Origin of the sequence: Pseudomonas hamedanensis (assembly GCF_014268595.2) — a bacterium.
GTDB lineage: Bacteria > Pseudomonadota > Gammaproteobacteria > Pseudomonadales > Pseudomonadaceae > Aquipseudomonas > Aquipseudomonas hamedanensis.
On record NZ_CP077091.1, the window covers coordinates 2,259,722 to 2,283,375 of the forward strand.

24 protein-coding genes are annotated in these 23,654 nt (G+C 58.8%); 4 read left to right on the plus strand and 20 right to left on the minus strand.

Annotated elements, in window-relative coordinates:
• Positions 1-48: 48 nt before the first annotated feature.
• From HU739_RS09680 to ccmA, 10 genes are all read right to left on the minus strand, one after another.
• On the minus strand, positions 49-453 hold the full coding sequence (locus HU739_RS09680; protein WP_186552061.1) for a hypothetical protein: 405 nt from the start codon (positions 451-453) through the stop codon (positions 49-51).
• A gap of 24 nt (positions 454-477) precedes the next feature.
• The gene (gene ccmI, locus HU739_RS09685) at positions 478-1,677 is read right to left on the minus strand and encodes a c-type cytochrome biogenesis protein CcmI (protein ID WP_186552060.1); all 1,200 of its coding nucleotides are present in this window, start codon (positions 1,675-1,677) and stop codon (positions 478-480) included.
• The gene (locus HU739_RS09690; protein WP_016771041.1) at positions 1,674-2,144 is read right to left on the minus strand and encodes a cytochrome c-type biogenesis protein; all 471 of its coding nucleotides are present in this window, start codon (positions 2,142-2,144) and stop codon (positions 1,674-1,676) included. Before HU739_RS09690 ends, ccmI begins: the two co-directional genes overlap by 4 nt.
• Entirely contained in the window at positions 2,141-2,677 is a 537-nt protein-coding gene (locus HU739_RS09695) for a DsbE family thiol:disulfide interchange protein (protein ID WP_186552059.1), read from the minus strand. Before HU739_RS09695 ends, HU739_RS09690 begins: the two co-directional genes overlap by 4 nt.
• Positions 2,674-4,662, minus strand: a complete 1,989-nt coding sequence (locus HU739_RS09700) for a heme lyase CcmF/NrfE family subunit (RefSeq protein WP_186552058.1) — start codon at positions 4,660-4,662, stop codon at positions 2,674-2,676. Before HU739_RS09700 ends, HU739_RS09695 begins: the two co-directional genes overlap by 4 nt.
• A gap of 4 nt (positions 4,663-4,666) precedes the next feature.
• On the minus strand, positions 4,667-5,122 hold the full coding sequence (ccmE, locus tag HU739_RS09705; RefSeq protein WP_186552057.1) for a cytochrome c maturation protein CcmE: 456 nt from the start codon (positions 5,120-5,122) through the stop codon (positions 4,667-4,669).
• Positions 5,119-5,295, minus strand: a complete 177-nt coding sequence (gene ccmD / locus HU739_RS09710; protein WP_186552056.1) for a heme exporter protein CcmD — start codon at positions 5,293-5,295, stop codon at positions 5,119-5,121. Before ccmD ends, ccmE begins: the two co-directional genes overlap by 4 nt.
• Positions 5,292-6,047, minus strand: coding sequence for a heme ABC transporter permease (locus tag HU739_RS09715; protein WP_186552055.1), 756 nt, complete (start codon positions 6,045-6,047; stop codon positions 5,292-5,294). Before HU739_RS09715 ends, ccmD begins: the two co-directional genes overlap by 4 nt.
• A gap of 97 nt (positions 6,048-6,144) precedes the next feature.
• On the minus strand, positions 6,145-6,813 hold the full coding sequence (gene ccmB, locus HU739_RS09720) for a heme exporter protein CcmB (RefSeq protein ID WP_186552054.1): 669 nt from the start codon (positions 6,811-6,813) through the stop codon (positions 6,145-6,147).
• Positions 6,810-7,445, minus strand: a complete 636-nt coding sequence (gene ccmA, locus HU739_RS09725; protein WP_186552053.1) for a cytochrome c biogenesis heme-transporting ATPase CcmA — start codon at positions 7,443-7,445, stop codon at positions 6,810-6,812. The genes ccmB and ccmA overlap by 4 nt, the downstream gene beginning before the upstream one ends.
• A 197-nt stretch (positions 7,446-7,642) precedes the next feature.
• On the opposite strand from ccmA, the gene fliK reads away from it, so the two are divergent.
• The 4 genes from fliK (at position 7,643) to HU739_RS09745 (ending at position 12,036) form a co-directional block, all read left to right on the plus strand.
• Positions 7,643-9,217 (plus strand): flagellar hook-length control protein FliK, encoded by a 1,575-nt coding sequence (fliK, locus tag HU739_RS09730; protein WP_186552052.1) that lies wholly within the window; start codon positions 7,643-7,645, stop codon positions 9,215-9,217.
• A complete protein-coding gene (locus HU739_RS09735; RefSeq protein WP_186552051.1) occupies positions 9,214-9,543 on the plus strand; it encodes an EscU/YscU/HrcU family type III secretion system export apparatus switch protein in 330 nt (109 codons plus the stop codon). The genes fliK and HU739_RS09735 overlap by 4 nt, the downstream gene beginning before the upstream one ends.
• Before the next feature lie 104 nt (positions 9,544-9,647).
• Entirely contained in the window at positions 9,648-11,345 is a 1,698-nt protein-coding gene (locus tag HU739_RS09740) for a hypothetical protein (protein WP_186552050.1), read from the plus strand.
• Between the two features lie 46 nt (positions 11,346-11,391).
• Positions 11,392-12,036, plus strand: coding sequence for a hypothetical protein (locus tag HU739_RS09745; protein WP_186552049.1), 645 nt, complete (start codon positions 11,392-11,394; stop codon positions 12,034-12,036).
• Positions 12,037-12,124: 88 nt separating this feature from the next.
• Here HU739_RS09745 and HU739_RS09750 read toward each other — a convergent pair whose 3' ends face one another.
• The 10 genes from HU739_RS09750 to HU739_RS09795 all read right to left on the minus strand — a co-directional run bounded on the left by HU739_RS09750 (position 12,125) and on the right by HU739_RS09795 (position 23,637).
• Entirely contained in the window at positions 12,125-13,768 is a 1,644-nt protein-coding gene (locus HU739_RS09750) for a hypothetical protein (protein WP_186552048.1), read from the minus strand.
• 55 nt (positions 13,769-13,823) lie between these two features.
• The gene (locus tag HU739_RS09755) at positions 13,824-15,422 is read right to left on the minus strand and encodes a hypothetical protein (protein ID WP_186552047.1); all 1,599 of its coding nucleotides are present in this window, start codon (positions 15,420-15,422) and stop codon (positions 13,824-13,826) included.
• Between the two features lie 257 nt (positions 15,423-15,679).
• Positions 15,680-16,075 (minus strand): DUF2802 domain-containing protein, encoded by a 396-nt coding sequence (locus tag HU739_RS09760; protein WP_186552046.1) that lies wholly within the window; start codon positions 16,073-16,075, stop codon positions 15,680-15,682.
• Position 16,076: 1 nt separating this feature from the next.
• Positions 16,077-16,562 (minus strand): chemotaxis protein CheW, encoded by a 486-nt coding sequence (locus HU739_RS09765; RefSeq protein ID WP_186552045.1) that lies wholly within the window; start codon positions 16,560-16,562, stop codon positions 16,077-16,079.
• Positions 16,563-16,652: 90 nt separating this feature from the next.
• A complete protein-coding gene (locus HU739_RS09770) occupies positions 16,653-17,612 on the minus strand; it encodes a CheW domain-containing protein (protein ID WP_186552044.1) in 960 nt (319 codons plus the stop codon).
• A 105-nt stretch (positions 17,613-17,717) separates the two neighbouring features.
• Positions 17,718-18,506, minus strand: a complete 789-nt coding sequence (locus HU739_RS09775) for a ParA family protein (protein WP_186552043.1) — start codon at positions 18,504-18,506, stop codon at positions 17,718-17,720.
• Positions 18,507-18,549: 43 nt separating this feature from the next.
• A complete protein-coding gene (gene motD / locus HU739_RS09780) occupies positions 18,550-19,440 on the minus strand; it encodes a flagellar motor protein MotD (RefSeq protein ID WP_186552042.1) in 891 nt (296 codons plus the stop codon).
• Between the two features lie 12 nt (positions 19,441-19,452).
• On the minus strand, positions 19,453-20,193 hold the full coding sequence (locus HU739_RS09785) for a flagellar motor protein (protein ID WP_186552041.1): 741 nt from the start codon (positions 20,191-20,193) through the stop codon (positions 19,453-19,455).
• Positions 20,193-21,329, minus strand: a complete 1,137-nt coding sequence (locus HU739_RS09790; RefSeq protein ID WP_186552040.1) for a protein-glutamate methylesterase/protein-glutamine glutaminase — start codon at positions 21,327-21,329, stop codon at positions 20,193-20,195. Before HU739_RS09790 ends, HU739_RS09785 begins: the two co-directional genes overlap by 1 nt.
• Positions 21,330-21,378: 49 nt before the next feature.
• Positions 21,379-23,637 carry a chemotaxis protein CheA gene (locus tag HU739_RS09795; RefSeq protein WP_186552039.1) on the minus strand — a complete coding sequence of 753 codons (2,259 nt, stop codon included), beginning with the start codon at positions 23,635-23,637 and terminating at the stop codon, positions 21,379-21,381.
• Positions 23,638-23,654: the final 17 nt, after the last annotated feature.

The following is a 23,654-nucleotide window of genomic DNA, read 5'->3' on the forward strand; positions in this document are numbered from 1 at the left end:
GAGAATCAGACGCACAAAAAAACGGCGATCCCAGGATCGCCGTTTCTCTTACTGCCCGAACTTCTTGCCCAACCCCGGCGGTACGCCGTGGATGTTGGTGTCTTCCCACGGGCCGTTGGGGCTGACGGCGCGGCTCCAGCCGTTGTTCCAGCGGTAGTAGGTGCGCTGGCGGTAGAAGGTGTTGGTCTGGTCGTCGAGGACGTAGACGCCGAGCTTCTGGTCCCAGTGGCTGTTGCCGCCTGGAGGCGGAGCGAAGCTGGCCGAGGTGCGCGGGACTGGCTTGGCGGGTTTGGCCGGGATGCTTTTGCCCGGTGTCGGCGAGGTCGAGGGGGTCGGGCCTGGCTGGGACGGCGGGATCGGCGGCAGGCTGGTTGTCGGTTCCGGTCGTTGTACCGCACATGCACTCAAGCCCAGGGCCAGTGTGAGGACTGTGATACGGGCGATGGTGTGCATGGCGGTGCTTTCCTGTGGTTCCGGTTATTGGTCCGGGCTGTCGATCGTGAGTGTTTGTAGCGCGGTGGTACTGCTGGCCAGAGGGCCGCTGCGACCAACCCATTCACCGGCGGTCGGTTGACCGGCCCGGGAGATGCGCGCAACGAGTTGGACTTCCGGAAAGTTGGACAGTTTCAACTGCGGCATCATTGCGTCGGCATCACCCAGTTCAACGGTCACCGGCAGATCGGCGACGGTCAGGCGCTTGGCCGCCAGCGGTGCCGGTGGACCGGAGGTGGCGCGGGCGAAGATGAATACGCTGTCGCCCGGTTGCACCTTGCCCTTGAGTTCACTGGCGAGATCGACGCTGACTTTCAGCAACGCGGTTTTCGGCGCGGGCGCCTGGGCCAACTTGCCGCCACTGGCTTGCAGGCGCTCGGCGGCGCGCTGGATGCCACCTTGCAGCGCCGCACGGGAATTGTCATCCGCCGGCAGTTGCGCGAGCAGGCGGTTCCAATAGTCGATAGCCTCCTGATAGCGCTGGCCCTCGAATGCGGCGATGCCGAGCAGGCCAAGGCTGGTGACTTCTTTCGGATCGGCCTTCAAGGCTTCGTCGGTCAGCGCCTGAATCTTCTCCGACCATTTTTTGCCGTCGGCAAAATACTGCGCCTGCGCCCACTGGCCGAGCAGTTCCGGCTGGCGACCGGACAGGTTGGCGGCACGCTCGAACAACTTCGCCGCATCCGCCGGACGCTCTTGCGCCATGTAAGTACGGCCGAGGAAATACAGGCCCTCGGCGGAATCCGGTTGCGCGGCAACGGCACGTTCCAGGCGCTGGGTCATCTCTTCCATCGACTGCGGCGCCTGGGCGAATTCGCGGGTCAGTTCGACCTTGTCGGCGGCACCGAAATGCAGGTAAAGACCAAGGCCCAACACCGGCACCAGCACGGCGGCCAGCAGCGGCAATGGCTTGCCCAGGCGCGAGACACGCGGCGCGGCAACGCCTTCGGTATCGGCGAGCAACTCTCGCGCCGCTTCCGCGCGGCCGCTGTCCAGTTGCGCGGCATCCAGCACGCCCTCGGCCTGCTGCGCTTGCAACTCGGCGACACGTTCCTGATACAGCGCGACGTTCAGCGCGGTGCGATCCTCTTCACGCTGAGCGCGACGTTCACGCAGCACCGGGATTAGCAAAAAACTCAGGGCGACCAGAAGCAACAGCCCTGCGGCAAGCCAGAAATCAATCATTCTTGGTTTTTATCCAACAGTTGGTCGAGGCGCTGACGTTCTTCGGCGGACAGCGATGACGGTGTTTCGGCACGTTGCCCGCGACGCCTGCGCACGATCAGCGCGATCACCACGAAACCACCGAGGAGCAGACCGGCCGGGCCGAACCACAGCAGCGCGGTTTTGGCATTGAGCGCCGGTTTGTAGCGAACGAAATCACCGTAGCGATCAACCATGAAATCGATGATCTGCTGGTTGTCCTTGCCCTCGCCGAGCATGCGGAAAATCTCTTTGCGCAGGTCAGCTGCAATCGGTGCGTTGGAGTCGGCGATGTCCTGGTTCTGGCACTTGGGGCAGCGCAGTTCCTTGGTCAGTTCGCGGAAACGCTCGCGGTCGCCTTCTTTGGCAAACTCGTAGGTATCGATGGCCGCGTGGGCGACACCGGCCAGGCTCAAGCCCAATACCACGGCAGCGAGAAAACGCTTCATGGCTGAGCCTCATCAACCAGCGCCTGATACTTGGCTGCGAGTTTCTCGCGCCAGACCTGCTCATCGATCACCCCGACGAACTTGTCGCGGATGATGCCTTTGGCATCGATGAAGAAGGTTTCCGGCGCGCCGTAGACACCGAGATTGAGGCCCAGCGCGCCTTCGTCGTCGCGGATATCCAGCGCATAGGGATTGTGGAACTCGGCCAGCCATTTCAAGGCGTCGGCGTTGGTGTCCTTGTAATTGATGCCGTAGATCACCACGCCGCGCTCGGCGAGTTTGTTCAGCACCGGATGCTCGACCCGGCAGGAAATGCACCAGGTGCCCCAGACATTGACCAATGCCGGTTTGCCGAGGATATCGGCTCGGGTCAGGGTCTTGTCGCCCTGAACGCTCGGCAGGGAAAACTCCGGGAACGGTTTGTTGATCATCGCCGACGGCAGCTCTGCCGGATCCAGGTACAAGCCACGATAAAGAAACACCGCCACCAGCAGGAAAATCGCCAGCGGCAGCACCATCAACCAACGTCTCATGCCGCCGCTCCCGTCATGCCCAATGCTTCACGCACTTTGCTTTTAACCTTGACCCGATAACGCCGATCCAGCGCCGCCAACAAACCACCGAACCCGGTGAGCAAGCCGCCGAACCAGATCCAGCGCACAAATGGTTTGACGTGCACGCGCACCGCCCATGCGCCGTTGCCCAGCGGTTCGCCAAGGGCAACGTAGAGGTCGCGGGTGAAACCAGCGTCGATCCCGGCTTCGGTCATCACTGAGTTCTGCACGGTGTACAACCGTTTTTCCGGGTGCAGCACGCTGATTTCCTTGCCGTCGCGAATCACCCGAACGGTGCCTTTGTCCGAGGTGAAGTTTGGCCCTTCGAAATGCTTGGCGCCTTCGAAGACGAACTGATAACCGCCCAGATCCATCGATTCCCCCGGCGCCAGACGCAGATCGCGCTCGGCACTGTTCTGGCTCGACAACACCACCCCGAGCGCGCACACGGCGATGCCCAGGTGGGCAATCTGCATGCCCCAATAGCTGCGGGTCAGCGTCGGCAGACCTTTGATCAAGCCTTTGTGGCGGGTCTTGTCGAGCAGATCGCGCATGCCGGCAAGCAACACCCACGCGGCAAGCAGGAAAGTCGCGATCACCGCCCAGTTGAAATCGCCGTAAGCCACGCCGGCCACCATCGCCAGCGCGACGCTGCCGAGCAACACCGGGGTGAGCATGCTTGCCAGCCATTTCACCGGGGTGTCTTTCCAGCGCACGATCACACCGACCGCCATCACCAGCATCAACAGGGCCATCAACGGAATGAACAGCGCGTTGAAATACGGCGGGCCGACCGACAGCTTGGCGCCACTGATGGCATCGAGAATCAGCGGATACAAGGTGCCGAGCAGGATCATCGACGCCGCCACGACCAGCACCAGGTTGTTACCCAGCAATAGAGTCTCACGCGACCACAGATTGAAGCCGACCTGACTTTTCACCACCGGCGCGCGCAGGGCAAACAGGGTCAGCGAACCACCGACGACGAACAGCAGGAAAATCAGAATGAACACGCCGCGCTCAGGGTCCGAGGCAAACGCGTGCACCGACGTCAGCACGCCCGAGCGCACGAGGAAGGTGCCGAGCAGGCTCAGCGAGAATGCGGCAATCGCCAACAACACCGTCCAGCTCTTGAACACGCCACGTTTTTCGGTGACGGCCAGCGAGTGAATCAGCGCGGTGCCGACCAGCCATGGCATGAACGAGGCGTTTTCCACCGGGTCCCAGAACCACCAGCCGCCCCAGCCGAGTTCGTAATACGCCCACCACGAACCGAGGGTGATGCCGATGCCGAGGAAAGCCCAGGCGACGATGGTCCAGGGCCGCGACCAGCGCGCCCACGCCGCATCGAGGCGACCACCGAGCAGCGCGGCGATGGCAAAAGCGAACGCCACGGAGAAGCCGACGTAACCCATGTAGAGCATTGGCGGATGCACGATCAGGCCGATGTCTTGCAGCAGAGGGTTGAGGTCGCGGCCGTCGGCCGGAATCTGCGGGAGGATGCGCGAGAACGGGTTGGAGGTGAGAATCAGGAACAGCAGGAAACCGGTGCTGATCATGCCCATCACCGCCAACACACGGGCGAGCATGACTTGCGGCAACTGTCGTGAAAACACCGACACGGCGAAGGTCCAGCCACCGAGGATCAGCGCCCACAGCAGCAGCGAGCCTTCATGAGCGCCCCACACCGCACTGAATTTGTAGTACCACGGCAGCGCGCTGTTGGAGTTCATCGCCACATACGCCACGGAGAAATCATCGACCATGAACGCGTAAGTCAGGCAGCCAAAGGCAAACAGCAGAAAGGCGAACTGGCCCCACGCCGCCGGTTGCGCCAGGCTCATCCACAAACGGTCGCCGCGCCAGGCACCGAGCATCGGCACCACCGCTTGCACCAGCGCGAAACACAGGGCCAGGATCATTGCCAGGTGGCCCAGCTCAGGAATAAAGATCCCGGACGTCATTTGGTCAGCCCTCCTTCACAGGCGTCGGCGCGGATTGACCGCTGTCTTTCAGCGCTTTGGTCACTTCGGGCGGCATGTATTTCTCGTCGTGTTTGGCCAACACTTCATCGGCCACCACCACGCCGTCGGCGTTAAGCTTGCCGAGGGCGACGATGCCCTGCCCTTCGCGGAACAGGTCCGGGAGGATGCCGCGGTAGGTGATGGTCACGGATTTGCTGAAATCGGTGACGACGAATTTCACGTCCAGCGAGTCCGGCGACCGCTGCAGCGAACCGGCCTCGACCATGCCGCCGGCACGAATGCGCGTGCCCTGCGGCGCTTCGCCGTTGGCGATCTGGGTCGGCGTGTAAAACAGATTGATGTTTTCCTGCAGCGCGCTCAGGGCCAGGCCGACGGCAGCGCCCACCCCGACCAGAATGGCCAGAATGATGATCAGACGTTTCTTGCGCAGCGCATTCACTTGCCGTTCTCCCGGCGCAGACGACGCGCCTCTTGTTGCAGATAACGCTTGCGCGCCGCAATCGGCGCCACCACGTTGAAGATCAGCACCGCCAGGCAGATGCCGTAAGCCGACCAGACATACAGGCCATGATGGCCCATGGCGAGGAAGTCGCCGAATGAAGCAAAACTCATCGCGCGACCTCCAGGCTGGTCTGCACAGTGTCTTTCACCCAACTGGCGCGGGCCTCGCGCTTGAGCACCTCAAGACGCATGCGCAGCAACAGCACGGTGCCGAAGAAGCAGTAGAAGCCCAGCACCGTCAGCAACAACGGCAGCCACATTTCCACCGGCATCGCAGGTTTTTCGGTGAGGGTGAACGTCGCGCCCTGGTGCAGGGTGTTCCACCACTCCACCGAGTATTTGATGATCGGAATATTGATCACGCCAACGATGGCCAATACCGCGCAGGCCTTGGCGGCGCTGTCGCGATTGCTGATGGCATTGCCCAGGGCGATCACGCCGAAGTACAGAAACAGCAGAATCAGCATCGAGGTCAGGCGCGCATCCCAGACCCACCACGACCCCCAGGTCGGCTTGCCCCAGATCGCCCCGGTGACCAGCGCCACGGCGGTCATCCACGCACCGATCGGCGCGGCGCATTGCAGGGCGACGTCGGCCAGCTTCATCTTCCACACCAGCCCGACCACGCCGCACACCGCGAGCATCACGTAGATCGACTGGGCGAGCAGCGCGGCAGGCACGTGGATATAAATGATGCGAAAGCTGTTGCCCTGCTGATAGTCCGGTGGCGCAAACGCCAGGCCCCAGACCACGCCGACGCCGATCAGCAGCAGCGCTGCAATGCTCAACCACGGCAGGAACTTGCCGCTGATGCCGTAGAACCACTTGGGCGAGCCGAGCTTGTGAAACCAGGTCCAGTTCATACTGTTTCCATCACGGTTGCCGCTCATCATCGCGAGCTGGCAGAGGGTCATGCCTTTCTTCAAAAAGAAGTGGTCAATTTTTGACCAGGCCTCATTATTATTCGCCGACGCTGATCTTCAGGCCAGCGGCTATTGCAAAGGGTGTCAGGGTGATCGCCAGCGCTGTAAGGCTGGCCATCCACAACAGGTATCCGGTCGCCGGCATGCCCTGCAACGCCGCTTGCAACGCACCGCTGCCAAGGATCAACACCGGGATGTACAACGGCAGAATCAGCAGCGCCAGCAACAGACCACCGCGCTTCAGGCCGACCGTCAGCGCCGCGCCGACTGCGCCGAGCAGGCTCAATACCGGCGTGCCCAGCAGCAACGACAGCAGCAGCACCGGCAGGCACGCCGTTGGCAAACCAAGCATCAGCGCCAGCAACGGTGACAGCAGCACCAGTGCCAGACCGGAGAAAAGCCAGTGTGCCAGCACCTTGGCCAACACCAGAAGTGGCAGCGGGTGCGACGAAAGGACCCACTGTTCCAGCGAGCCGTCTTCGAAATCACTGCGAAACAGTCCGTCCAGTGAAAGCAGGACCGACAGCAACGCCGCCACCCAGACTAACCCCGGGGACAGGTTTTGCAAGACTTGAGTTTCCGGGCCGACGGCCAGCGGGAACAGTGCGATGACGATGGCGAAGAAAATCAGCGGATTGGCCAGCTCCGCCGGGCGGCGGAACAGCAGTCGCGATTCGCGGGCAAGCAGCAGGCCGAACACGCTCATACGGCCCAATTCCCCAGATCGATGTCACGATAACCGACCGGCATCCGGCTCAGCGTGTGGTGCGTGGTCAGCACCACCAGACCGCCGCGCTCACAGTGCCCGGCCAGGTGCTCTTCAAGTTGCGCCACGCCCTGCTTGTCCAGCGCCGTGAACGGCTCATCGAGGATCCACAGCGGCGGACTGTCCAGATACAAACGCGCCAGCGCCACGCGCCGTTGCTGGCCGGCTGAAAGCGTGTGGCAGGGAACGTCTTCGAAGCCGCGCAATCCTGCCGCTGCCAGCGCTTGCCAGATTGCCTCGCGTTCGGCGCGATGATGCAGGGCGCACAGCCACGACAGATTTTCTTCCGGGGTCAGTAAATCCTTGATCCCGGCGGCATGACCGATCCACAACAGATTGCGCGCCAGTTCGCTGCGCTGCCCGGTCAGTGGCTGACCATTGAGTAACACCTGGCCATCGGTCGGTTGCATCAAACCGGCGAGCAGACGTAAAAGACTGGTCTTGCCGCTGCCGTTGGGGCCGCTGATCTGCACCATGTCGCCGCCGGCCAGACGCAATTCGAAGTTTTCGAAGAGCAGTCTGAGGTCACGTTCACACGCGAGGGCGACGGTTTGCAGGACAGGACTGGTCAAGGGATCACGGGCCTTATACGGTTCAAGTCGGCTCTGGCACGGCCGTTAAAGAGATGCAGCATAGATGCTTTGATCGCCCGATTTGGCGAGCTGGATCAAACAATTGCTATGTTTTTTGAACGAAGCGCACGACGCGCGGCATTATACATGCCGTGCCTTACTCTCAAGAGCGCAATTTCCTCAGGTTGTGTCCGCGTATGACAGGCGAAATGAACATCCTCCCGCTGCCGCCCAGCCCCGCGGCGACCGTTCGCCCCCAGGTTGGCGAGTTGCTCAAGCTGCTGACGCCGGTCGAGGGTTTGATCGGTGCCGGACAAAGCGCCAAGGCCGAGGTGTTGTCGCTCAAGCAGGCGGATCAAACCTTCCAGCTGTTGCTCAAAGTGACGCTCGACAATGGCCGCCAGACCACCGTACAAGCGACCAGCAATTTGCCGCTGGCCCAAGGCACCAACCTGGCGATCACCCAGCCGTCGGCGAGCAATCTGGCGATCACCGTGCAGCAAGCGATTGCCAGCAGCGTCGCCACGCTGACCCGCATCGATACCGCGCAGTTGCCGGTCGGCACACTGCTGCAAGGCAAGGTGCTGACCTCGCAAGTGCTGCCGCAGACGCCGGGACAAGCGACGGTATTCCGCTCGATGGTCAGCCTGCTCAACACCGCGTTGAGCGGCAGCACCTTGACTGTCGACAGCCCGCAGCCGCTGCGTATCGGTACTCTGCTGTCGGCGCTGGTGGAAGATTCGCAGACCCTCAAATTCCTGCCCATGAGCAGCCGCCAGGAACAATTGGCGGTGAGTCAGCAACTGGTCGGCCAGCAAAGTCGTCAGGCGTCGCTGACCGGTTTGCTCAACGCCCTGCAAAACCTGCCGCCAGCGGACGACCCTGCCGCTGCGGATCTGCGTGCCGTGGTCGACAAACTGCTCGCCAGTCTTCCGGATGTTCAGCAAATGAGTACCGCCAAAGGCGTGGCGCTGGCCTTGGCCAACAGCGGCGCCTTTCTTGAGGCCAAACTGCTGACCGGACACAACCCGACCCTTGCCCCGGACATGAAAGCCGATCTGCTCAAACTGATCGCGCAACTGACCCCGGGGCTGCCGAGCAGCACCAGTTTCAACGCAATCATCGCTGCCAATACTTTGGCGCAGGCGCTGCCGAGCTTCGTCCGTAACGCCCTCGGCACGCTTGGTCAGGTCAGCGCGAAACCACTGCCGAGCAGTTTCCCCCTGCCTGAGCGTCTGTTGGCAAATCTGGAGGGCGAAGGTGATCTGGAACAGCTGCTGCGCCTCGCCGCTGCGGCGGTGTCGCGCTTGCAAAGCCATCAGCTATCGAGCCTGGAACAGACCGGCGTCACCGACGATGGCCGCCTGCTCAGCACCTGGCAGCTGGAAATCCCCATGCGCAACCTGCAGGACATCGTGCCGTTGCAGGTCAAATTCCAGCGTGAAGAAGCACCGGAACGCGAGCCGCAACCGAACGAACGCCGCGACGAGCGCGAAGCGAAACAGCACCTGTGGCGCGTCGATCTGGCGTTCGACATGGAACCGCTCGGGCCTTTGCAGATTCAGGCGCAGTTGATTGCCGGCAGTCTGTCGGGTCAGCTGTGGGCCGAACGGCCATACACCGCCGATCTGATCGAAACCAACCTGTTCGCCCTGCGCCAGCGCCTGCTGGATCGCGGGCTGAACGTCGGTGACATCGACTGCCACCTCGGCACCCCGCCGCAAGGCAACCACACCCGCCTCGAACACCGTTGGGTCGACGAAACCGCATGAACGATTCCACTGCCCCACGCCAGGCCATCGCCCTCAAATACGACGGCAACCACGCCCCCACCCTCACCGCCAAGGGCGACGAGGAACTGGCCGAAGAAATCCTGCGCATCGCCCGCGACTGTGACGTGCCGATCTATGAAAACGCCGAACTGGTGCGCCTGCTGGCGCGGATGGAATTGGGCGACAGCATCCCCGAAGAGCTCTATCGCACGATTGCCGAGATCATCGCGTTTGCGTGGAATCTGAAGGGGAAATTTCCTGAAGGACAAGATCCGGACGCGCCGATGGTCGAGAAGGACATTACCCATCGGGGTGAAGACCATTAGCGGAAGTACCACTCGTCTGGACTGTCAGATCTGACAGTAGAAAAAAACCGTCAGGTTTGGCCAGATCATTCTTCGAAAGCGCGCCGCGCTTTTTGGAGAATCCCATGGAAATTCAATCGAAAAAAAAACTGAGTATTGCCCTCAGGCCTCCGCAAGTCGCAGGACTCGTCTCCCCTATCGAGGGCGCAGAAAACTATGATGGCGGTCTCGGGATTGCCGCCTTTGAGAATGATCTCCACATCTTCGCTCCCCCTTGGCAAATGTCTCTGTTCGATGAGTGCAGGCTGTTCGTACAGGATCCAACCTCGCCGATCAGGCTGGAAGTCATCGATAACCACGAGGAACTCAACCAAGCGGTGAAGTTCATCCTCACAAAGGGCGAGATCCTCGACGGATCCAACCGGGCATTTTATACGGTGACCGCCAGACACCAGACCCCGGAGAAATCGACAGAGCTGAAGTTACTGGTTAAACGCACACGTCCGGGGGGGGAGCTTGGCCAACCGGAGCCCGGTGGCCATCCGCGACTTCTTTATCGGTTCATTCCGGATATATCAGGTGGCATCGATCAGGACATAGCTGACAAAGGCGTCCGAATGATCGTTTTGTCCTATCCGAACATTACCATTTACGATCGTATAACGGCTCGATGGGGCCTTGAGGAAGAGGTTGTTTTCTACCCTGTAACCCAGCAAAACATTGACGATCCGACAAACCATCCGATCGAGATTTTCTTCAGTAAAGAACTCATCGAAAGAGCCGGAAAAGGTGTTCACGCTGTCACTTTCCAAGTAATTGATCGTTGCGACAACTATCCACATCCTTTTGCCCCATGGGCGATTCCCACGAACGTCAGCGTAAATCTGGGAGATACCAAACGGCTGCCTCCGCCGATAGTGGAGGGTGCGCAAAACGGCATGCTTGATCCGGCATATCTCACTAGTATTTCAGTCAAGGTTCCAAAGAGCGGGTTGAATCTGGATGACCTCGTCCATGTTGATTGGCGAGGACGAATTCCACGGCAGACGCCTGAGCAAAGTTATATCGGCGGCGAAACACTGGATTTCCCCATTCCGCTGGACTGGGCAAGAGAAAACGATGAAAACCAGATATCCGTAACATACCAGGTACGAGGTAGAGATTCCGAACCGACACCGGTAACCGTGAAAACCACGATTCATCAGGAAAAGGTAAAAGTGCTGGAAGCCTACGGTGCCTCGGGCGATCGTTTGAAAATCTCCGATATGTATTATGCACCGCACGCAACGGTGCGAGTTTTGAAGTATGTCGGGATGGCGGTCGGGCAAACGATCCGTGTTCGTTGGGCATCAACACGGCATACCTATTACAGCGAAATCAAGACCGTGACTTCTGTCGGAGATGTGGATTTAGTTGTCCCACGCATGGAAGTTATTGACTCCATAGCCAGCACCGTCCCCGTCACCTTCACGGTACGCACCTATCCTGACGGCCCCCTGCATCGTTCTCAGCCGCTGAATCTAGGGGTAGATGCTCAAGAATTTACCTTGCCGCCGCCACGCCTTACCCCGGACCAGACCACTGTTACCGTTTACTACCCGGCAATAGCCAGCGGATACCAAGCGCGCGTGCGTTTCGCAGGCATCGTTACTCGAAGAACCGAGTGGCAAAACATGCAAAACGGAGTCATCGCAGCATTTTCGATCCCCAGCGCATGGGTCGAAGAAAACAAGGGAGGGGTTGTTTTGATCAACTACAGCGTCAACCGGGCCAACGTAAATGAGCAGAGCCAATTCTCTCAGGTATTAAGAGTGCAACTATGACTTGAAACAATCATCGGCATTTGCCCATACATAAGGAGTTAACGACATGACTACTGCACTGACCGTACTCAATCTTGTACCGCCGAGAGTTCTTGAAGCTTATGGCTCAAACGGTGACCGTCTGAATTTTAATGACATCTATACCAGTCCTCACATCAATGTCCGAGTGCAATACGAAGGCATGGCTGATAGACACACTGTGCGTGTACGCAGCGCAACAGGCCGCTACACATATAACACTGAGACATTGACCGTCGGCACGTCCACCTACTTGAGTTTTCGAATTCCTCGACTCGAAGTCATCGATGCAATTGGTAGCGTTATGACCTGCAACTATAGCGTCCGCACGCTCGCTGGTGCACCGCTGATCATTTCCAAATCGTTGTCATTGCATATTGACCCACAGGATTTTGACCTCAGCGAACCAAGGCTTGCAGCAGACAGAAAAAACGTGACAGTCAAATTTCTTAACATGACCCGCGGCTACACCGTCAGAGTCAGATGGCACGGCGTGGTGGTACATGACACTGAAACCCAGCCGATTCTTAACGATTCTTCGATGAGCTTTGCCATCCCCCCCATATGGATTACGGAAAACCTCGGAAAAACCGTAGTGATAAACTACAGCCTTCATCAGTCTGGCTCGAATGACAACTTGATGTTTTCGCGACTGTTGCGTATCGCGCTTTGAATGAGCCACGCGGCTATAAATGGCACAGAATGCAAAAGCGCTTGCAGGCTGTGCCGCTATTCTCGCAGAACACAAAAAACAGCTTCAGTCACCGCCTTATCAGCGCCACCACTTGATCACTCTCGTGATAACTGAACGCCGAAATCGTATCGGGAGCCAGGTCCACTCTGATAACCGGAAGTACCTCGCCCGTCACATTGAAATAATCCTGCTGCATGTACTTTGCCCCCGTCACACCCGAACCACCGTCCTGACGCAGAAGATAGAAGAATGCGTAAAGCGGTAACTGCTTTGGAATATCTTGGGGCCACAGGGAGAGAATTACTTCATTATGTTGCGCCCTCTCATCATCCGGCGACTCAAAATTAGCTCGGGCTTCAAGACTACTAGCAAACTGCTCAACAGCTGAAGTAAATCCACACTGATGCTTTGCTCGATTTAGATTCGACCCGGCCACCGAGTAAAAATGGGTTTTCCACTGACCCATAGTGTTAACACCTTCCTCTGGACAAGAGCGACTGCTCGTAGGATAAGACTCGTGTGGGCCGCAACCTCCTAAACCGTTTCGGTACCAACTGACACCATCGATGGGAAACGAGCACAGAAGGCTAATCGGATACGTCCCCAGTCGCTCAGCCGTTGCAAAATCCTTGAAAATAAACCCATGAAGATCTCCCCAAGCCAAGGTAGTAATCCCTAGGTCCTTACGCAGAAAGGAAAATGGAACGCCTTCTTTTTGAACTGCGGTGGGGCTGGGATTCCAGGAATGGTAGGAAGGCTTCGCACCGGTCGTACGGACAATGACACCGCTGCAATAATAGGCTGGCTTGCCGCTACAATTGTATGAAAAATTGTTATATCTACTATTCAGTCTTTCAGCGACCAATTGGCCGAACCGTTGCTCGCTTGCGTCATAAATAAATATGTCGCCGTTAGCTGCGAGCATATTGATTTTTACAACAGGCACAAACAAAGAGGTCTCGAGATAATAATCACGCTGAAACTTTTGGGCATCCACCAGTTTGGCGGGTGTCGCAGCATCATAAAACACCGCCTCGACAGGGAGTTTCTCAGGCTTGTTTTCATCCCAGGTCTCAATCAAGACCTCAGTGGGTTTCGCCGTCCAGGTGGCATCCACCCTATTATGGGCTTCAAGACTGGCCTTGAATTGAGTGGCGACCCTGGTACTTAACGAACATTGATTTTTTGGCAGTGAGCTGTGCTCCTGAAAGTTTTTCAACCAGGCCGCAGCTGTAACAGCGGGAACTGCCAACTTTGCGCAGTTCGCCAGATCCACATCTGCTTCCCCGACCTTGGGTGCAAATCCACAGCCATGATCTGCCCGGTCATCCAGTGATTCGGTGGGAAAGGGAAAGATACATCGCAGGTTGACTGCTTTATCTTCGGCCAGCGCCGAAATCTGGTCCTTGAGGATGAAACCGCTTTTCCTGTTGCCGTTCAATGTCGTACTGCCTACATCAGAACGTATATATGTGAACGCTACCGAACCCAGCGTCGTCGCCTTTGAACCATAATCCCAGAACTTGAAATAAGTGCTGTAGTCCACTGCTCGCAACAGGATCCCGGAACAATGGAATGCAGGGGCCCCATTCGAACATTGGGCGACATTGCTATTGAATCTGGCGTTCAAATCCGTCACCAATGCCTGACCGGACATGGCATGCGAAAGGTCGGCCACCCAACAAAGCAGAGCAAACAGTAAGACTTTCATTTCAATCCACCTATTCATTCGACGTCTCATTTATCGCGCCCACCGCGTGCCCCCGTTATTTTGCCACCACCTGATCCGCCTCGTGAAAACTAAAAACAAAAACACCCGCATTAATAGTTACTCGAATTACAGGAAGATAATCTCCTGCCTGCTCGAAATAATCCTGCTGCATAAATTTAGCGCCAACAAGCCCGCCAGAGTTTTCCACATAGAAAAACGCATCCAAAGGCAACTTCCTGGGAATACCTGCAGGCCAGACAGCCAAAATCACCTCATTAGGCTGAGTAAGGTCAGCCGCATAATCAAAATTATCACGCGCTTTCAGGAATATTGAGAACTGCTCTTTTTCCGGACCGAGCGAGCACTGGTACCAGCCTCTATAATAATGTGAGTGGTAATGCTCTTTCCATTCAGCAAGCGTCTTTACGCCTATTTCAAGACAAGACTCCCCCGCCTCCGGGTATTTTTCATAGTGCCCGCACGACATTACCCTTCGTTCAGTTGCAGCATCTCTGGGAAACGAACAGCGAACCGGCGTAGGGTATGAACCGGCCTTGTAAGCTAAGTCGAGCGCCTTGAAGATGAACCCTACAACCTCACCATTGTAGAGTCTGGTCATTTTTATATCTTGGCGCAGGTATGAGAACGCCACACCGTTGAGAGCAATCGAAGTAGGACTTGGATCCCAAGCGTGATAATTGGTGGTAGCTTTAGTTGTGCGTATCAATACCCCGCTGCAAAAAAAAGCTGCCTTGCCATCGCACGCCTCAGTAATATTTGAATAACGTATATTCAACTGTTCCGCGACCAATTGACCGAGCCGCTGTTCGTTCGAGTTATAACTGAATACAACCCCGTTAGCGGCACGTCTATCAAACTTTACAACAGGAACAAACAAAGACGTCTCATGATAATAATCCCGCTGAAACTTTTGGGCATCCACCAGTTTGGCAGGTGTCGAAGCATCATAAAACACCGCCTCGACAGGGAGTTTCTCAGGCATTTTTTCATCCCAGGTCTCAACCAAGACCTCGGTAGGTTTCGCCGTCCAGGTGGCATCAATCATATTGTGGGCTTCTAGACCGGCCTTGAATTGAGTGGCGACTCTGGTACTTAACGAACATTGGTTTTTTGGCAGGGAGCTGTGTTCCTGAAAATTTTTCAACCAGGCCGCAGTTGTAACAGCCGGAACTGCCAACTTTGCGCAGTTCGCCAGATCCACATCTGCTTCCCCGACCTTGGGTGCAAATCCACAGCCATGATCTGCCCGGTCATCCAGTGATTCGGTGGGAAAGGGAAAGATACATCGCAGGTTGACTGCTTTATCTTCGGCCAGCGCCGAAATCTGATCCTTGAGGATGAAACCGCTTTTCCTGTTGCTGTTCAATGTCATACTGCCGACATCAGAACGTATATAAGTAAATGCAACCGAGCCAAGCGCTGTAGCCTTTGAACCATACTCCCAGAACTTGAAATAAGCACTGTAGTCCACTGCTCGCAAAAGTATCCCGGAACAATGGTACGCGGGCGCGCCGTTCGAACATTGGGCGACATTGCTATTAAACCTGGCGTTCAAATCCGTCACCAATGCCTGGCCGGACATGGCATGAACAGCAGTGGAAAAACCTATTATCAAAAAGAGAAAATATTTCATCTTCATACTTCGCCGAAAGGGAATCCAGCTCAAGTATGTTAGGTACATTTGATCGTTATCTACTGTCAGATCTGACAGTCCCGACGAATGGTTTTTACGCGTAAAGCAAAAGATCGCAGCCTTCGGCAGCTCCTACAGGGAAACGCGAATCCCGAGGTAGGAGCTGCCGAAGGCTGCGATCTCTTGATCTTGATCATGCTTGCCATTTGAAGCTTGAAGCTTGAAGCTTGAAGCTTGAAGCTTGAAGCTTGAAGCTCCTAGCTGCCTTTGTGCAACTTGCGCATCAACTCCGCCTCAGCCTGGGTCAACCCGCACGACTGAGTCAGTTCATCGACGCTTGCGCCCATGCCCACCAGTTTTGCCGCCTGGGCGAATGACAGGGTCGACGGGTCGCGCTGTTCCAGCGCAACGATTTTGTCCGGCAACGGACTGACCACCGCACGCAGCTCGTGCAGGGCTTCGCCCATGCGCACATTACCGTTCTGGTAATCGTCGACACGCTTGGCCAGTTCCTTGATGCGCTGATCGCGCAGCGCATCGCCCTGGGCCTGCTGCGCAGCGATCACTCGCTGCGCCTTGATGTACGACACGAACATCGCCAGCGTGCCTGCCCAGAACAGGAACAGGACAATGACTGCAACCTCGAGAATCAAATCAGATGCTCTCCAGTTCCGACCACTCTTCTTCGCTCATCATCTTGTCCAGTTCGACCAGAATCAGCAGCTCGTTGTTCTTGTTGCACACGCCCTGGATGAACTTGGCCGATTCTTCATTACCGACGTTCGGTGCGGTTTCGATTTCCGACTGACGCAGGTAAACCACTTCGGCCACGCTGTCGACCATGATCCCGACGACCTGCTTATCGGCTTCGATGATGACGATACGGGTGTTGTCGCTGATCTCGCCGCTGTTCAGGCCGAAGCGCTGACGGGTGTCGATCACGGTGACCACGTTACCGCGCAAGTTGATGATGCCCAGCACGTAGCTCGGCGCACCCGGCACCGGCGCGATCTCGGTGTAGCGCAGCACTTCCTGCACGCGCATCACGTTGATGCCGTAGGTTTCGTTATCCAGTTTGAAGGTCACCCATTGCAGGATCGGATCTTCAGAACCTTTTGCATTCGACGCCTGACTACTCATACCCTGACCCCTCGAAAAAACCGCTCTGAGCGGTGTGTGTTCTGTGTGGTGGCACTTAAAAATGCCATCGCCTGATTGTTATGTCGGCTGCTATGTCGGTTTATGTAGCGGCTTGTTGCCGCCCAGGTGCTTTGCCCCGCCGCTGGCGATCAACTCGGCCAGTGCGGCGACATCAAGCAATGCACACATGTGCTCAATCACGGTGCCGGCGAGCCATGGCCGCTGCCCCCGATGACTTCTCCATTTGATTTCATTCGGATCCAGACGCAACGAGCGGCTGACCTGATGCACCGCCAGACCCCACTCGTAACCTTGTACCGAAATCACGTATTGCAGGCCCTGACGGAAGTCATCGCGGTAACGATCGGGCATGACCCAGCGCGCCGTGTCCAGAACCTTCAGGTTGCCGGCCTGGCTCGGCAGAATCCCGAGGAACCACTCTGGCTGACCGAACAACGGCGTCAGCTCGTGGCCGGCCAGCGAATAGATCGAACCCAGGCACACCAGCGGCACGGCCAGGGTCAGCCCGGCGACGTCGAACAGCAGGCATTCGAAAGCTTCGGCAGCCCAGGCCGGACGGCCATCGGTTTCCACCGGTGGCGGCGGGTTGTTCGGTGGCAAGTGCACTTCGACCAGCGGCGGGACCAGAACCTGGGGTTCCGCTACTTGCGGTTCTGGTTCTGGTTCTGGTTCTGGCTCTGGTTCCGGCACGTTCAACAATTGCGTTTGCAGCAGCGGTGCCAGAGTCGACAGCGGCGCGCGCGGCTCATCAATCAGTGCAACCGGGGCCTTGGTCACAGCCATCGGGAGGGGCGCGGCAGCCGGACTGACGGTTTTCTGCGCGTCACGGGCCTGCTCTTCCAGCACGGCGGCCTGGAACTCGTCCATGGCCTCGGTGCTTTCGGCGATTACGGGCTGCGCCTCCTGCACGACTTGCGGCGGCGACTCGACCGCCAACGGCAGCGCTTCAGGCACGTCCTGCAGCAGGTCTTCCAGATAAGACTGCAAGGCCTGTTGCGGGCGTGAAGTGAGTTTGACTGGGCGGTTCATCGGTCAATGGCGCCAGACAGGGGAACCGCGTTGTCCGCTTCGCGAGCAGGCTCGCTCCCACAGGGTTTGTGCAACGGGCAGATAGGCGATCGGATCGACATCATCTCAAGCCACCTGCGGGACAAGCTGCTGCGCGAGCAGGTGCTTGAGCAGCGCGCGATAGGCCAGCACGCCACGGCTCTTGCCGTCGAATTGCGAAGGCGTGACACCGGCACGGCTGGCGTCGCGCAGACGGGTGTCGACCGGGATGTAGCCGTGCCAGATGTCGTCAGGGAATTTATCGCGCAACACCCGCAAGGTGCCCATCGAGGCCTGGGTGCGGCGATCGAACAGGGTCGGCACGATACTGAATGGCAAGGCCTGTTTGCGCGAGCGGTTGATCATCGCCAGGGTGTTGACCATGCGTTCCAGGCCTTTGACGGCCAGGTGTTCGGTCTGCACCGGGATCACCAGTTGCTGGCTCGCGGCCAGGGCGTTGACCATCAGCACGCCGAGCAACGGCGGGCTGTCGATGATCGCGTAATCGAAGTCCTGCCACAGCTGCGCCAGACTCTTGGCGATCACCAGACCCAGGCCGCTCTGCCCCGGCGACTGCCGCTCAAGGGTGGCCAGTGCAGTGCTCGATGGCAGCAGGGAAATGCGTTCGTCGCTGGTCGACAACAGCAACTGCCCCGGCAGGCCTTGCGGCACGCTGCCCTTGTGCAGAAACAGGTCGTAGTTGCTGTGTTCCAGGCTGTCGGGGTCGTAGCCGAAATAGCTGGTCATCGAGCCGTGCGGGTCGAGATCGACCACAACCACGCGCTTGCCCGCCTCCGCCAGCAACCCGGCTAAAGCGATGGAAGAGGTGGTTTTACCGACCCCACCCTTTTGATTGGCGACTGCCCAGACTCTCATTCGGTTCTTTCCTCCCGGCCGATATGCTCGACCGAGACATGGCTCAGCGTGTTAATGCGGGTGACGGAGAATTGACGGCACTCTCGCGTCCCGGCGTCTTGACCGGGGTCGGTGCAGTTTGTGTGCCAGCACGCTTCAACGCGGCGTCCGGTTGCGCATTGGCGGTTCCGGTGCCAGTGAGGCTGCGGCGCACGTCGAGATTACGCGACACCACCAGCACCACGCGACGGTTCTTCGCCCGGCCTTCAACCGTGGCGTTATTCGCCACTGGCTGGAATTCGCCGTAGCCCACCGACGCCAGTCGACCAGGATTGACGCCCTGCATCGCCAGCATGCGCACGATGCTTGCCGAACGCGCCGAGGATAGCTCCCAGTTGGTCGGGTACTGCGCGGTGCGGATCGGCTGATCGTCCGTGAAGCCTTCGACGTGGATCGGGTTGTCGAACGGTTTCAAAATCGCCGCGACCTTGTCGATGATGCTGAAGGCGATGTCGCTCGGCATGGCGTCGCCGCTGCCGAACAACAGGCTGGAGTTGAGTTCGATCTCGACCCACAACTCGTTGCCACGCACGGTCATCTGGTTGGAGCTGATCAAGTCGCCGAATGCAGCACTGATGTCGTCAGCGATGCTTTTCAGCGGATCGCTGGCGCCGGCGATCCCGGCGTCGACTTGCTCGGCATCCTTGACCAACGGCTTGGCCGGGGTCACGGTTTTCGGCCGTTCTTCGCCAATCGGGATCGGCTTGAGCGCGCGATCGGAGTCGGTAAACACGCCGATCAGCGCTTCGGAAATGACTTTGTACTTGCCTTCGTTGATCGACGAAATCGAGTACATCACCACGAAGAACGCGAACAGCAAGGTGATGAAATCCGCGTAGGACACGAGCCAGCGCTCGTGATTGACGTGTTCTTCCTGGTGACGACGACGAGCCATGAGGTTATTCCCTTAGTCCATGAAGCCTTGCAGCTTCAACTCAATGGAACGAGGGTTTTCACCTTCGGCGATCGACAGAATTCCTTCCAGCAACATTTCGCGATAACGCGACTGCCGCAACGCGATGGACTTGAGCTTGGCCGCCACCGGCAACAGGATCAGGTTGGCACTGGCCACGCCGTAAATGGTCGCGACGAAGGCCACGGCAATGCCGCTGCCCAATTGCGACGGATCGGCGAGGTTGCCCATCACGTGAATCAGGCCCATCACCGCACCGATGATGCCGATGGTCGGCGCGTAGCCGCCCATGCTTTCGAAGACTTTGGCCGCTTCGATGTCGCGGGCTTCCTGGGTGTAGAAATCCACTTCGAGAATGCTGCGGATCGCTTCCGGCTCGGCGCCATCAACCAGCAATTGCAGGCCCTTGCGCGAGTAGCTGTCGGGCTCGGCATCGGCCACCCCTTCCAGACCGAGCAAACCTTCCTTGCGCGCCGTCAGACTCCAATTGACCACGCGGTCGATGCCGCCGGCCAGGTCCACACGCGGCGGGAAGAAGATCCAGGCGAGAATCTGCATGGCGCGCTTGAACGCGCTCATTGGCGATTGCAGCAGCGCGGCGCCGACGGTGCCGCCGATCACGATCAGCGCCGCCGGGCCGTTGGCCAGCGCGCCGAGGTGACCGCCTTCCAGGTAGTTGCCGCCGATGATGGCGACGAACGCCATGATGATGCCGATGAGGCTTAGAACATCCATCAGAGACACGCCTCGACAATGTGCTTGCCGATATCGTCGAGGCTGTACACCGCGTCGGCGAGATCGGCTTTAACGATGGCCATCGGCATGCCGTAGATCACGCAACTGGCTTCATCCTGCGCCCACACCGCGCTGCCGCCCTGCTTGAGCAGACGCGCGCCTTCGCGGCCGTCGGCGCCCATACCGGTCAGCACCACCGCCAGAACCTTGTCGCCGTAGGATTTCGCCGCCGAACCGAAAGTGATGTCCACGCATGGCTTGTAATTCAGACGCTCGTCACCCGGCAGGATTTTCACCGCGCCACGGCCGTCGATCATCATCTGCTTGCCACCCGGCGCCAGCAGCGCCAGGCCCGGACGCAGAATGTCGCCGTCCTCGGCTTCCTTGACGCTGATGCGGCAGAGCTTGTCGAGGCGCTCGGCGAAAGCCTTGGTGAACGCCGCCGGCATGTGCTGGATCAGCACGATCGGCGCCGGGAAGTTGGCCGGCAATTGCGTCAGTACGCGTTGCAGCGCGACCGGGCCGCCGGTTGATGTACCGATGGCAACCAGTTTGTAGGCTTTGCGTTTTGGTGCTGACGACGAAGCGCTGGCAGCCGAGGCACGCGCCGGAGCTGGCGCCGGTGCCGAACGTGCCGGAACAGGGTTGCTGTGGCTGCTGTAGCTCGGTGCTGTCGGCGCGGACGTCGGTGCTGGCGCGGCGGCAGGTGCCGGGGCGCTGTAGGCACTGAAACGACGGTTGCTGCGTGAGATGCTGTGGACTTTCTCGCACAGCAATTGCTTGACCTTCTCGGGGTTGCGCGAGATGTCTTCGAAATTCTTCGGCAGGAAATCCACCGCGCCGGCGTCCAGCGCATCGAGGGTGACTCGGGCGCCTTCGTGGGTCAGCGAGGAGAACATCAACACCGGGGTCGGGCAGCGCTGCATGATGTGCCGCACCGCCGTGATGCCGTCCATCATCGGCATCTCGTAGTCCATGGTGATCACGTCCGGCTTGAGCGCCAGGGCCTGATCGATCGCCTCTTTACCGTTGGTTGCGGTGCCGACCACCTGGATGCTCGGATCCGCTGAAAGAATTTCCGAGACGCGGCGGCGGAAAAAACCCGAATCGTCCACCACCAGGACTTTGACTGCCATAAACACTCCATTAGGTGCGGCGCGGCGTTATCGCCGCACGGCCCCGGATTCAAATACGCTTTGTGGCGTAACGCTTGAGCATGCTTGGAACATCGAGAATCAACGCAATGCGGCCGTCACCGGTAATGGTGGCGCCGGACATGCCCGGAGTCCCCTGGAGCATCTTGCCCAATGGCTTGATGACCACTTCTTCCTGGCCGACCAGTTGATCGACGACGAAGCCGATCCGCTGAGTGCCCACCGAAAGGATCACCACATGGCCTTCACGCTGCTCTTCGTGAGCGGCGGAGCTGACCAGCCAGCGCTTGAGGTAGAACAATGGCAGCGCCTTGTCGCGCACAATCACCACTTCCTGACCGTCGACAACGTTGGTGGTCGACAGGTCGAGGTGGAAGATTTCGTTGACGTTGACCAGCGGGAACGCGAACGCCTGATTGCCGAGCATGACCATCAGCGTCGGCATGATCGCCAGGGTCAGCGGCACCTTGATGACGATCTTCGAGCCCTGGCCCTTGGTCGAGTAGATGTTGATCGAACCGTTGAGCTGGGAAATCTTGGTCTTCACCACGTCCATGCCGACACCACGGCCGGACACGTCGGAGATCTCGGTCTTGGTGGAGAAACCCGGGGCGAAAATCAGGTTGTAGCACTCGGTATCGCTCAGGCGATCGGCCGCGTCCTTGTCCATCACGCCGCGTTTTACCGCGATTGAACGCAGCACGTTCGGGTCCATGCCTTTGCCGTCGTCGGAGATCGACAGCAGAATATGGTCGCCTTCCTGCTCGGCCGCCAGCACCACACGACCGCCACGGGCCTTGCCCGACGCTTCGCGTTCTTCCGGCGACTCGATGCCGTGGTCGACGGCGTTGCGCACCAAGTGGACCAGCGGGTCGGCCAGGGCCTCGACAAGGTTTTTGTCGAGGTCGGTTTCTTCACCGACCAGCTCCAGGTTGATCTCTTTTTTCAGCTGACGCGCGAGGTCGCGAACCAGACGCGGGAAGCGCCCAAAGACCTTCTTGATTGGCTGCATCCGCGTCTTCATCACGGCGGTCTGCAGGTCAGCGGTGACCACGTCGAGGTTCGACACGGCTTTGGACATGGCTTCGTCGCCGCTGTTGAGGCCCAGGCGCACCAGACGGTTACGCACCAGTACCAGCTCGCCGACCATGTTCATGATTTCGTCGAGACGCGCGGTATCGACGCGCACGGTGGTTTCGGCTTCGCTGGCCGGTTTTTCCGGCGGCGGTGTCGCAGGAGCACGGGCCGGAGCCGGGGCAGCAGCGGCCGGCTTCGGCGCTTCGGCCTTCGGCTCAGGCTTGGCGGCAGGTTTTGGCACAGCAGCGGCAGCAGCCGGTGCTTTGGCAGCCGGCGCGGCGACGGTCGACGCGGAGCCGGCAGTCGCAGCCGCGGCGTCAAACTTGCCTTTGCCGTGTAATTCGTCGAGCAGCGATTCGAATTCGTGATCGCTGATCAGATCGCTGCCGGCAGCCGCGGCTTTCGGTGCGGCAGGCGCAGGCGCCGAGGCAATCGCCGATTCCAGCGCGTCGACGGCGAAGTTGCCCTTGCCGTGCAACTGATCGAGCAGTGCTTCGAATTCGTCATCGGTGATGTCCGAGCTGTCGCCCTTGGCAGGTGCTGCCGGAGCCGCCGCCGGGGCCACCGCATCGACGGCGAACTGGCCTTTGCCGTGCAGTTGATCAAGCAGCGATTCGAACTCGGCATCGGTGATCTCATCGCTGGCCGCTTGCGCAGCAACCGGCGCAACAACAGCCGCCGGTGCCTCGGCCTGGGCCTTGACGGCATTTAGCGAGTCCAGCAGTTGTTCGAATTCGTTGTCGGTGATGTCGCCCGAGTCGCCTTCGACGACCAGTTCTTCGATCATCTCGGCCACCGGCGAAGCCGGGGCTTCATCGGCCGTTTGCGGCTCGGCCAGACGTGCCAGCGCGGCCAACAATTCTGGCGTTGCGGCAGTAATCGGTGCGCGCTCACGGACTTCGCTGAACATGCTGTTCACCGCGTCCAGTGCTTCGAGTACAACGTCCATCAGTTCTGCATCAACGCGACGCTCACCCTTGCGCAGGATGTCGAACACGTTTTCGGCGATGTGACAGCACTCCACCAGCTCATTGAGCTGAAGGAAGCCGGCGCCCCCTTTTACAGTGTGGAAACCGCGAAAAATTGCATTGAGCAGATCTGCATCATCCGGACGGCTTTCCAGCTCGACCAGTTGTTCGGACAGTTGCTCAAGAATCTCGCCGGCCTCAACCAGGAAATCCTGAAGGATCTCTTCATCGGCGCCGAAGCTCATTAATGGGGTGCTCCTAA

What these genes read in the sequence shown, in the direction of transcription:
- HU739_RS09680 (WP_186552061.1), bottom strand. Translation starts at nt 453, where the DNA reads ATGCACACCATCGCCCGTATCACAGTCCTCACACTGGCCCTGGGCTTG.
- ccmI (WP_186552060.1), bottom strand. Translation starts at nt 1,677, where the DNA reads ATGATTGATTTCTGGCTTGCCGCAGGGCTGTTGCTTCTGGTCGCCCTG.
- HU739_RS09690 (WP_016771041.1), bottom strand. Translation starts at nt 2,144, where the DNA reads ATGAAGCGTTTTCTCGCTGCCGTGGTATTGGGCTTGAGCCTGGCCGGT.
- HU739_RS09695 (WP_186552059.1), bottom strand. Translation starts at nt 2,677, where the DNA reads ATGAGACGTTGGTTGATGGTGCTGCCGCTGGCGATTTTCCTGCTGGTG.
- HU739_RS09700 (WP_186552058.1), bottom strand. Translation starts at nt 4,662, where the DNA reads ATGACGTCCGGGATCTTTATTCCTGAGCTGGGCCACCTGGCAATGATC.
- ccmD (WP_186552056.1), bottom strand. Translation starts at nt 5,295, where the DNA reads ATGAGTTTTGCTTCATTCGGCGACTTCCTCGCCATGGGCCATCATGGC.
- HU739_RS09715 (WP_186552055.1), bottom strand. Translation starts at nt 6,047, where the DNA reads ATGAACTGGACCTGGTTTCACAAGCTCGGCTCGCCCAAGTGGTTCTAC.
- ccmB (WP_186552054.1), bottom strand. Translation starts at nt 6,813, where the DNA reads ATGAGCGTGTTCGGCCTGCTGCTTGCCCGCGAATCGCGACTGCTGTTC.
- fliK (WP_186552052.1), top strand. Translation starts at nt 7,643, where the DNA reads ATGACAGGCGAAATGAACATCCTCCCGCTGCCGCCCAGCCCCGCGGCG.
- HU739_RS09735 (WP_186552051.1), top strand. Translation starts at nt 9,214, where the DNA reads ATGAACGATTCCACTGCCCCACGCCAGGCCATCGCCCTCAAATACGAC.
- HU739_RS09740 (WP_186552050.1), top strand. Translation starts at nt 9,648, where the DNA reads ATGGAAATTCAATCGAAAAAAAAACTGAGTATTGCCCTCAGGCCTCCG.
- HU739_RS09745 (WP_186552049.1), top strand. Translation starts at nt 11,392, where the DNA reads ATGACTACTGCACTGACCGTACTCAATCTTGTACCGCCGAGAGTTCTT.
- HU739_RS09750 (WP_186552048.1), bottom strand. Translation starts at nt 13,768, where the DNA reads ATGAAAGTCTTACTGTTTGCTCTGCTTTGTTGGGTGGCCGACCTTTCG.
- HU739_RS09755 (WP_186552047.1), bottom strand. Translation starts at nt 15,422, where the DNA reads ATGAAATATTTTCTCTTTTTGATAATAGGTTTTTCCACTGCTGTTCAT.
- HU739_RS09765 (WP_186552045.1), bottom strand. Translation starts at nt 16,562, where the DNA reads ATGAGTAGTCAGGCGTCGAATGCAAAAGGTTCTGAAGATCCGATCCTG.
- HU739_RS09770 (WP_186552044.1), bottom strand. Translation starts at nt 17,612, where the DNA reads ATGAACCGCCCAGTCAAACTCACTTCACGCCCGCAACAGGCCTTGCAG.
- HU739_RS09775 (WP_186552043.1), bottom strand. Translation starts at nt 18,506, where the DNA reads ATGAGAGTCTGGGCAGTCGCCAATCAAAAGGGTGGGGTCGGTAAAACC.
- motD (WP_186552042.1), bottom strand. Translation starts at nt 19,440, where the DNA reads ATGGCTCGTCGTCGTCACCAGGAAGAACACGTCAATCACGAGCGCTGG.
- HU739_RS09785 (WP_186552041.1), bottom strand. Translation starts at nt 20,193, where the DNA reads ATGGATGTTCTAAGCCTCATCGGCATCATCATGGCGTTCGTCGCCATC.
- HU739_RS09790 (WP_186552040.1), bottom strand. Translation starts at nt 21,329, where the DNA reads ATGGCAGTCAAAGTCCTGGTGGTGGACGATTCGGGTTTTTTCCGCCGC.
- HU739_RS09795 (WP_186552039.1), bottom strand. Translation starts at nt 23,637, where the DNA reads ATGAGCTTCGGCGCCGATGAAGAGATCCTTCAGGATTTCCTGGTTGAG.